At 65.5% G+C, this 9,051-nt stretch carries 6 protein-coding genes; 5 read left to right on the forward strand and 1 reads right to left on the reverse strand.

Translation table 11 applies throughout. The annotated features are described in order from the left end of the window. Positions 1 to 140 precede the first annotated feature (140 nt). From IEY43_RS15650 to narI, 4 genes are read left to right on the forward strand one after another with little or no spacing between them, the layout of a single operon-like run. On the forward strand, positions 141 to 3,794 hold the full coding sequence (locus IEY43_RS15650) for a nitrate reductase subunit alpha (RefSeq protein ID WP_229777447.1): 3,654 nt from the start codon (positions 141 to 143) through the stop codon (positions 3,792 to 3,794). Further along, positions 3,791 to 5,428, forward strand: coding sequence for a nitrate reductase subunit beta (gene narH, locus IEY43_RS15655; RefSeq protein ID WP_188949559.1), 1,638 nt, complete (start codon positions 3,791 to 3,793; stop codon positions 5,426 to 5,428). The genes IEY43_RS15650 and narH overlap by 4 nt, the downstream gene beginning before the upstream one ends. After that, complete coding sequence (gene narJ, locus IEY43_RS15660; protein ID WP_188949561.1) at positions 5,425 to 6,123, forward strand: nitrate reductase molybdenum cofactor assembly chaperone; 699 nt, start codon at positions 5,425 to 5,427, stop codon at positions 6,121 to 6,123. The genes narH and narJ overlap by 4 nt, the downstream gene beginning before the upstream one ends. Further along, a complete protein-coding gene (gene narI, locus IEY43_RS15665) occupies positions 6,120 to 6,887 on the forward strand; it encodes a respiratory nitrate reductase subunit gamma (RefSeq protein WP_188949562.1) in 768 nt (255 codons plus the stop codon). Before narJ ends, narI begins: the two co-directional genes overlap by 4 nt. A gap of 69 nt (positions 6,888 to 6,956) precedes the next feature. On the opposite strand, the gene IEY43_RS15670 is transcribed toward narI, so the two are convergent. Beyond that, on the reverse strand, positions 6,957 to 7,349 hold the full coding sequence (locus IEY43_RS15670; RefSeq protein ID WP_188949564.1) for a DUF3021 domain-containing protein: 393 nt from the start codon (positions 7,347 to 7,349) through the stop codon (positions 6,957 to 6,959). 317 nt (positions 7,350 to 7,666) lie between these two features. Here IEY43_RS15670 and IEY43_RS15675 point away from each other — a divergent pair, with 317 nt between their 5' ends. Further along, on the forward strand, positions 7,667 to 8,863 hold the full coding sequence (locus IEY43_RS15675; RefSeq protein ID WP_188949566.1) for an IS110 family RNA-guided transposase: 1,197 nt from the start codon (positions 7,667 to 7,669) through the stop codon (positions 8,861 to 8,863). Positions 8,864 to 9,051 lie beyond the last annotated feature (188 nt).

Raw genomic sequence — 9,051 nt, forward strand, 5'->3', positions numbered from 1 at the left:
CGCAAGACCCCCTTGAAACTCTCAGGGTTAAGGACGAAGCTGGTGGCACGAGTCACAGTTAGGGAGACCCTGCAATGACAGACCGGCCACACCACACACCACCGGCCACCGATGGTCCTCTCGCCGATTCGCTGCTTTCCATGGGCAGATTTCTGCGCCGCGGCGAAACCAGCGATGACCTGCGAGCCATGTTCCTTTCCGGAGGGCGCCAAGGAGACGTCTTCTACCGCGACCGATGGTCGCACGACAAGGTGGTCCGGTCCACCCACGGGGTGAACTGCACCGGGTCCTGCTCCTGGAAGGTGTACGTCAAGGACGGCATCATCACGTGGGAAACCCAGCAGACCGACTACCCCTCCGTCGGCCCCGACTCCCCCGAGTACGAACCCCGCGGCTGCCCGCGCGGCGCGGCGTTCAGCTGGTACACCTACTCCCCCACCCGGGTCCGCTACCCGTACATCCGCGACGTGCTGGCCAAGCTGTACCGCGAGGCCAAGGCCGCGCACCCGGATCCGGTGGAGGCCTGGGCCTCGATCGTCGAGGATCCGGCCAAGGCAGCAAGCTACAAGAGGGCCCGCGGCAAGGGCGGGCTGATCCGCACCACCTGGGACGAAGCCCTGGAGATCGCCGCGGCGGCCCAGGTCTACTCGGTCAAGAACTATGGTCCGGACCGGATCGCCGGCTTCTCCCCGATCCCGGCGATGTCCATGGTCTCGCACGGAGCCGGGTCCAGGTACCTGAACCTCATCGGCGGCACCATGCTCTCCTTCTACGACTGGTACGCCGACCTCCCGGTGGCCAGCCCGCAGGTGTTCGGCGACCAGACCGACGTCCCCGAATCTGCCGACTGGTGGAACGCGCAATACCTGATCATGTGGGGCTCGAACGTCCCGGTCACGCGCACCCCGGACGCCCACTTCATGGCCGAGGCGCGCTACCGCGGGCAGAAGGTCGTGTCCGTCTCCCCCGACTACACCGACAACACCAAGTTCGCCGACGAGTGGGTCGCACTGCAGCCCGGCACCGACGGGGCCCTGGGCATGGCCATGGGGCACGTGATCCTCAAGGAGCACTACGTCGACAAGCGCACCGCGCCCTTCGAGGACTACATGCGCCGCTTCACCGATTCCCCGTTCCTGGTGGAGATCGACGCGGCCACCGGCACCCCGGTGCCCGGAAAGTTCCTCACCGCCGCGGACCTGGGTCTGGAGGACGAGGAGAATGCCGCGTTCAAGCCCGCGCTGCTGGATGCGAGCGGCGCCGCCCGCGTCCCGCGCGGCACCTTGGGGCACCGTTTTTCCGCCGCGGACAAGGGCCGGTGGAACCTGGATCTGGGAGACATCACCCCCATGCTCTCGGTCATGGACCTGGCCAGCTGGGACGGGCAGAGCGCAGAAATCAGCCTGCCGCGCTTCGATCTGGCCCCCGAAGCCGGCCAGGAGCACGCCGGTGGATCCGGCGTGGTCTCCCGCGGGGTGCCCGTGGTGCACATCGCCGGCAAGCAGCTGACCACCGTGTTCGACCTGATGCTCGCCCAGTACGGCGTGGGGCGCGATTCCCTGCCCGGGCACTGGCCAACGGACTTCATGGACGCCTCCACCGTAGGCACGCCGGCCTGGCAGGAGGAGCATACCGGGGTGCCGCCGCAGCAGGCGATCCGCATCGCCCGCGAGTTCGCGGACACCGCCGAAAAGTCCGGGGGCCGCTCGATGATCCTGATGGGCGCGGGCACCAACCACTGGTTCCATTCGGACACCATCTACCGCACCTTCCTGGCACTGACCATGATGACCGGCACCCAGGGCGTGAACGGCGGCGGCTGGGCGCACTACGTCGGGCAGGAAAAGGTCCGTCCGCTCACCGGCTACCAGCAGTACGCCTCCGCCGGCGACTGGAGCCGCCCGCCGCGGCACACCATCGGCACGGCGTTCTGGTATCTGGCCACCGACCAGTGGCGCTACGACGGGCTGCCGGCGAACTCGCTGGCCTCCCCGCTGGCGCGCGGCACGTTCGACGGGCGCACCACCGCGGACTGCCTGGTGGAATCGATCAAGCGCGGCTGGATGCCTGACTACCCGACGTTCAACCGCAACCCGCTGGATCTGGTGGACGAGGCCGAGGCGGCCGGCAAGGACCCCGCGGCCCATGTGGTGGATTCGCTCACCGACGGTTCGCTGGCCTTCGCCTGCGAGAACCCGGACTCCCCGGCGAACTTCCCGCGGGTGGTGCTCATCTGGCGCGCGAACATCCTGGGCTCCTCCGGCAAGGGCAACGAGTACTTCCTCAAGCACCTGCTGGGCACCGACGCCTCGGTGCGCGCCCCGCAAACCCCGCAGGGCTCGCGCCCGGTGGACATGGCCTGGCACGAGACGGCGCCGGAGGGCAAGCTGGACCTGCTGGCCACCGCGGATTTCCGCATGACCAGCACCACGCTGTTCTCCGACCTGGTCTTCCCGGCCGCCACCTGGTATGAGAAGTACGACCTGTCCTCCACGGACATGCACCCGTTCATCCACTCCTTCAACCCGGCGATCGCCCCGCCCTGGCAGACCAAAACAGACTTCGAGCTGTTCGGGCAGATGGCCAAGCGCTTCGGGCAGTTCGCCGCGACCCATCTGGGCACACGCAAGGACCTGGTCGCGACCCCGTTGCAGCACGACACCCCGGATGCCATGGCCACCGTCAAGGGGCAGGTCCCGCAGGGCGCGCCGCTGGTGCCGGGGCTGACCATGCCCAAGCTGACAGTGGTGGAACGCGACTACCCGAACATCTACGAGCGCTGGAGCTCCCTGGGACCACTGACCGAAAAGCTCGGCATGGCCACCAAGGGCGTGAAGTACCAGGTCGGCCCTGAGATCGAGGCGCTGCGCCGGCTGAACGGAGCGACGGGCGACGGGTCGGTGAAGCTGGACACCGACCAGAAGGCCTGCGAGATGATCCTGGCCTTCTCCGGCACCTCCAACGGGCGGCTGGCCACGGCCGGCTTCCGGCAGCTGGAGGAGCACACCGGGCAGAAGATGGCGTTCCTCTCCGAGGAGCACGAGGGCTCGCGCATCTCCTTCAGGGACGTGCAGGTCCAGCCGCGCAGCGTCATCACCTCCCCGGAGTGGTCCGGCTCGGAGCACGGCGGGCGGCGCTACACCGCGTTCGCGATCAATGTCGAGCACCTCAAGCCCTTCCACACGCTCACCGGGCGCATGCACTTCTACCTCGACCACGACTGGATGCAGGAACTGGGCGAGACGCTGCCGATCTACCGGCCGCCGCTGGACATGCACCGGCTGTTCGGCGACGCCCAGCTGGGCGAGGTCGGGGCGCACGAGTCCGGCAACGCGGAGGTCGCGGTGCGCTACCTGACCCCGCACTCCAAGTGGTCCATCCACTCCGAGTACCAGGACAACCTGTTCATGCTCTCGCTCTCCCGCGGCGGGCCGACCATCTGGATGTCCCCGCAGGACGCGGCGAAGATCGGGGTGCGGGACAACGAGTGGATCGAGTCCTACAACCGCAACGGCGTGGTGGTCGCCCGCGCGATCGTCTCGCACCGCATGCCCGAGGGCACGGTGTACATGTACCACGCGAAGGACCGCACGGTGGATGTGCCGATCGCTGAAACCAGCGGCAAGCGCGGCGGCATCCACAACTCGCTGACCCGCATCCTCATGAAGCCCAGCCACCTGATCGGCGGCTACGGGCAGCTGGCCTGGGCGTTCAACTACCTCGGCCCCACCGGAAACCAGCGCGACGAGGTCACCACGATCCGCCGCCGCAACCAGGAGGTGCAGTACCGATGAAGGTCATGGCCCAGATGTCCATGGTGATGAACCTGGACAAGTGCATCGGCTGCCACACCTGCTCGGTGACCTGCAAGCAGGCCTGGACCAACCGGTCCGGGGTTGAGTACGTGTGGTTCAACAACGTGGAGACCCGGCCCGGCGTCGGCTACCCGCGCACCTACGAGGACCAGGGCAAGTGGCGCGGCGGCTGGACGCTGAACAAGCGCGGCCGGCTGAAGCTGCGCGACGGCGGGCGCCTGCACAAGCTCTCGCGCATCTTCTCCAACCCCAAGCTGCCCGGGATCCAGGACTACTACGAGCCGTGGACCTACGACTACGACATGCTGCTGAACTCGCCGGCCGGCGAGCACACCCCGGTGGCCACCCCGAAGTCGCTGCTGACCGGCAAGGACATGAAGATCTCATGGTCCGCGAACTGGGACGACAACCTGGGCGGCTCGCTGGAGACCATGGACCAAGACCCGCTGCTGGCCAAGATGAGCGAAGAGGTGAAGGCCGAGTACGAGAAGGCCTTCATGTTCTACCTGCCGCGCATCTGCGAGCACTGCCTGAATCCCTCCTGCGTGGCTTCCTGCCCCTCGGGCGCGATGTACAAACGCGCGGAGGACGGGATCGTGCTGGTGGACCAGGACGCCTGCCGCGGCTGGCGCATGTGCGTCTCCGGCTGCCCCTACAAGAAGGTCTACTTCAACCACCGCACAGGCAAGGCCGAGAAGTGCACGCTGTGCTACCCGCGCATTGAGGTCGGCCTGCCCACGGTCTGCGCCGAAACCTGCGTGGGCCGGCTTCGCTACCTGGGCCTGGTGCTCTACGACGCCGACGCCGTGGCCGCGGCCGCCAGCGTGGCGGACGAGCACCAGCTGCTCGACGCCCAGCGCAGCGTGCTGCTGGACCCGAACGACCCGGCGGTCATCGAGGCCGCCCGGGCCGAGGGCATCGAAGAAGACTGGATCGCCGCCGCGCAGGCCAGCCCCATCTGGCGGCTGATCCGCGACTACGAGGTCGCGCTGCCGCTGCACCCGGAGTACCGCACCATGCCGATGGTCTGGTACATCCCGCCGCTGTCCCCGGTGGTGGACGTGGTCACCAACACCGGCAACGACGGCGAAGACGCGAACAACCTCTTCGCCGCGATCGACAAGCTGCGCATCCCGGTCGGCTACCTGGCCGAGCTGTTCACCGCCGGGGATCCGGCGCCGGTGGAGCTGTCGCTGCGCAAGCTGGCGGCCATGCGTTCCTACATGCGGGGCGTCTCCCTGCATGACGAGCACGATGAATCCATCGCGAACGCGGTGGGCATGAGCGGTGCGCAAATCCAGGAGATGTACCGGCTGCTGGCCATCGCGAAATACGAGGAACGCTATGTCATCCCGGCCGCCCACGCCGAGCAGGCCCACGACCTGGAGGAAATGGGCTGCTCGCTGGACTTCGAGGACGGACCGGGCATGGGAGGCGCCGGACCGTTCGGCTCCTCCTCCGGTGCCTCGGTCCCGGTGGCGGTGGAGAACTTCCACTCGCTGAAGAACCGGCAGACCGCGGACCGGCCGTCCAGCCCGGGGCGCGTCAACCTGCTGAACTGGGACGGCAACGGCAAACCCGACGGCCTGTTCCCGCCCGAGGAGAAGAAATGATTCCGCGGCTGTTCAACCGGGCGACCCCGCGCCGCCCGTTGCCCGGGGGGCTGGATCCGGTGCGGATGAGCCGTGCCGAACGCTCCCGGGTGCACATGCTGGCCTCGCTGCTGCTGGACTACCCGGACGACGCCTGGTTCGCCCGGCTCGACGAGCTCGAGTCCCATCTGGTCCGGGTTCCCCCGCAGATCGCCGGGCTCTTCGCCGGGTTCATCGATGCCGCCCGGCAGACCGGGGCCGGCCGGTTACAGCGCGACTACGTGGACACCTTCGACTTGAAGCGCAAGTGCAGCTTGTACCTGAGCTACTTCGCCACCGGGGACACCCGCAAGCGCGGCACCGCACTGGTCACCTTCATCGAGGCCTACCGGGCCGCCGGCTGGGACTTCGACGCCGAGGAGCTGCCTGACTACCTGCCTGCGGTGCTGGAATTCTCCGCCCGCAGCGAGGACGAAATCGCCGAGGTGCTGCTGGCGGCCCATGTGGAGGGCATCGAGGTGCTGCGCGCCGCGCTGGAAGCGACGGACAGCCTCTGGGCTCCACTGGTCCGCACCATCACGCTGTCCCTGCCGCCGGTCGACGCCGCCACCCGGGAACGGGTGCTGGCGCTGGTCAGCGAGGGCCCTCCCACGGAGACCGTGGGCCTGTCTTTCCTTGGAAACCTTCCACCATTCAGTCCTAGGGGGAACCCGTGAGTACCGGATCGCTTCTGTTGTGGGTGGTGCTGCCCTACGCCTGCGCCGTGGTCTTCATCGTCGGGCACATCTGGCGCTACCGCTTCGACAAGTTCGGCTGGACTACCCGGTCCAGCCAGACCTACGAAAGCCGGCTGCTGCGCTGGGGGTCGCCGATGTTCCATCTGGGCATCCTGATGGTGATCGCCGGCCACGTGGTCGGCCTGCTGATCCCTCGCGAATGGCTATACGCCATCGGCATCGACGAGCACATGTACCACCTTGGAGCGACATGGCTCGGCACCGCGGCCGCCATCCTGACGCTGGCTGGCTTGGCGATCCTGATCTACCGGCGCCGCACGGTGGGGCCGGTCTTCGTGGCGACGACCCCGATGGACAAGGTCATGTATGTGTTCCTGGGGGCCGCGCTGTTCTTCGGCACCTTGGCGACGCTGGTGTACCAGGTCTTCGGGTCGGGTTATTCCTACCGCGAATCGATCTCCCCGTGGATCCGGCAGATGATCATTTTCCAGCCCCATCCGGAAATGATGGAGCAGGTGCCGATCTTCTTCCAGCTCCACGTGATCACCGCGTCGCTGTTGTTTGCGCTGTGGCCGTTCACCCGGCTGGTCCACGTATTCTCGGCACCGATCCCCTACCTGTTCCGCCCGTACATCGTCTACCGTTCGCGGGATGAGTCCCGGGGTGCAGGCGCACGGCCGGTACGCCGCGGCTGGGATCCGATCACTACTCCTCCGGACAACCGCGGACGGCGCAGGCGATAACCGAGCCAGAAAATCGTGCCGGTTCCACCTCTCTGGTGGAACCGGCACGGTTGATTAACACGCCGTGAGTCAGTTGCGCGCCTGCTGCGAAGCGCGCTTGGGCTGGAGTACCCCGAAAATCAGATAGAACAGAAGCCACAAGACCGCACCGACCATGAGGAACATCCCGAGTACCTGCAGATAGTCCATGGCATTGGCCAAGATGAACCAGCCGCTGAGATACATCGCGGGCAACACCGTGACCAGCATGATTCCAAAATGGACCACTGACTGCGTTTTGAGGTTCCAGGCCTTGACTTGGTAGACCGAGGAAGCGCCGCAGACCGCCGCTGCGATCACGCCGAGCGCGAAGCTGCCCCGGGCATTGGCGGTATCTCCCTGGGCAAGCAGCAGCACCCCCAACATCGCCATGATGACGAGCGGGATCATTATGAGGGCGAGGGTAAGACGTAGTGGCGACATGGCTAAAGCCTAGGCCACAGCTACAACTTATTCTATAGATTTGAGAATCTCTCTTCGGGTGCTGCCCGTTACCTTGTTGATAGTTCCTTCACCCGAGGATGATAGGAACTGTCGGCCGGCCAATCCCGGCATGGTGTCTTGCCCCTGCTTATCCAATAGTCCGGGGGGTGTTGCCACCGGGATTGGATGGCAGCGAGGTGATTGCTGATTAGGGGCACGGCGCCAAAAACGGACGCCAGTCGTAACGTGGATGTAAGACTTTGCTACCGACGGTTGGCCGACCTTGAACAATTAATCGGTTCAAAGGAGCACCGGTCATGAAAACCGAAGACATCCAGATCTTCCTCGGCCTCGACGTCGGCAAAACCGACCACTGGGCCTGCGCCGTCGTCCAAGACGGCACCAAAATCTGGAACAAGACCCTACCCAACGACGAAACCAAACTCACCGCCGTGTATCAAAAGCTTCTAGCTCAAGGACAGGTTCTGGTAGTCGTGGACCAGCCTGCCACCATCGGCGCCCTCGCTGTTGCCGTAGCCCAGAACCTCGGAATTCCGGTGGCCTACCTTCCCGGACTCTCGATGCGGCGCATCGCAGACATGTATCCAGGCACCGCGAAAACAGACGAAAAAGACGCCTTCATCATCGCCGACGCGGCACGCACCATGCCACACACCTTGCGCAGCATCCAAGTCTCCGACGAGGACGAAGCAACCCTGGGCATGCTCACCGGATTCGACCTGGACCTGGCACGCCAGATCACCCAAACCAGCAACCGGATCCGCGGTCTCTTCACCCAAATCCACCCGCCACTAGAACGGATCCTCGGCCCCTGGCTGGAACACGACGCCGTCCTTGAAATCCTCGCTACCTGGCCTACTCCAGCGCAACTGAAGCATGCCGGCAAAGCGCGGATCGACGCGAAGCTGAAGAAATCCGGTGCCCGCCGGCACACTGCCTGGGCCGTAGCCATCATGGACGCACTCGATGAGCAAACAGTGGTCGTGGTCGGCACCGATGCTGCTGGACTGGTGATCCCTCACCTGGCCCGGCAACTAATCTCGTTGCACGCCCAGCGGGTAGATGTGGCCACGCACTTGGAAACCATGGTGGAGGCTCACCCTCTTTACCCTGTCCTGACATCCATGCCAGGGGTCGCCGTCAGGACCGCAGCGATCATCATCGCCGAGACCTCCGGCAAGACCTTCCCCAGCGCCGCAGCGTTGTCCTCCTACGCCGGCCTGGCACCAACCACGCGTCAATCAGGGACATCGATCAAGTCCGAACGCGTAAGTCATTCAGGGAACAAACGCTTGAAACGAGCCCTCTTCCTCTCGGCGTTTGCGTCCATCCGTTTTGATCCGACCAGTCGGGACTACTATGACCGGAAACGGGCTCAGGGGAAACGCCACAACCAGGCACTCATCGCGTTAGCGCACCGTCGCCTCACAGTCTTGTTTGCCATGATTCGGGATGGCTCACTTTATGACGTTCCGGAGCTGAAAATAGCTTGACACAGAACATAGGGGCACCCCCCGCGAATCACGGATGAATCAACGCCATGCGCCGACTACCTCGTTCGGCGGCACTTGCCCATCATGTGAATCCGAGACGCGATGTCTTTGGGCGTGGATGGTGGGCAGGCTCCACCCCTGGGTGCGGGGTGGGGCCTGCCCATAGAACAAGGCGGTCCGTGCGGTCG

This window comes from Glutamicibacter protophormiae, from assembly GCF_014647495.1.
In the GTDB taxonomy this organism is placed as follows: Bacteria; Actinomycetota; Actinomycetes; order Actinomycetales; family Micrococcaceae; genus Glutamicibacter; species Glutamicibacter protophormiae.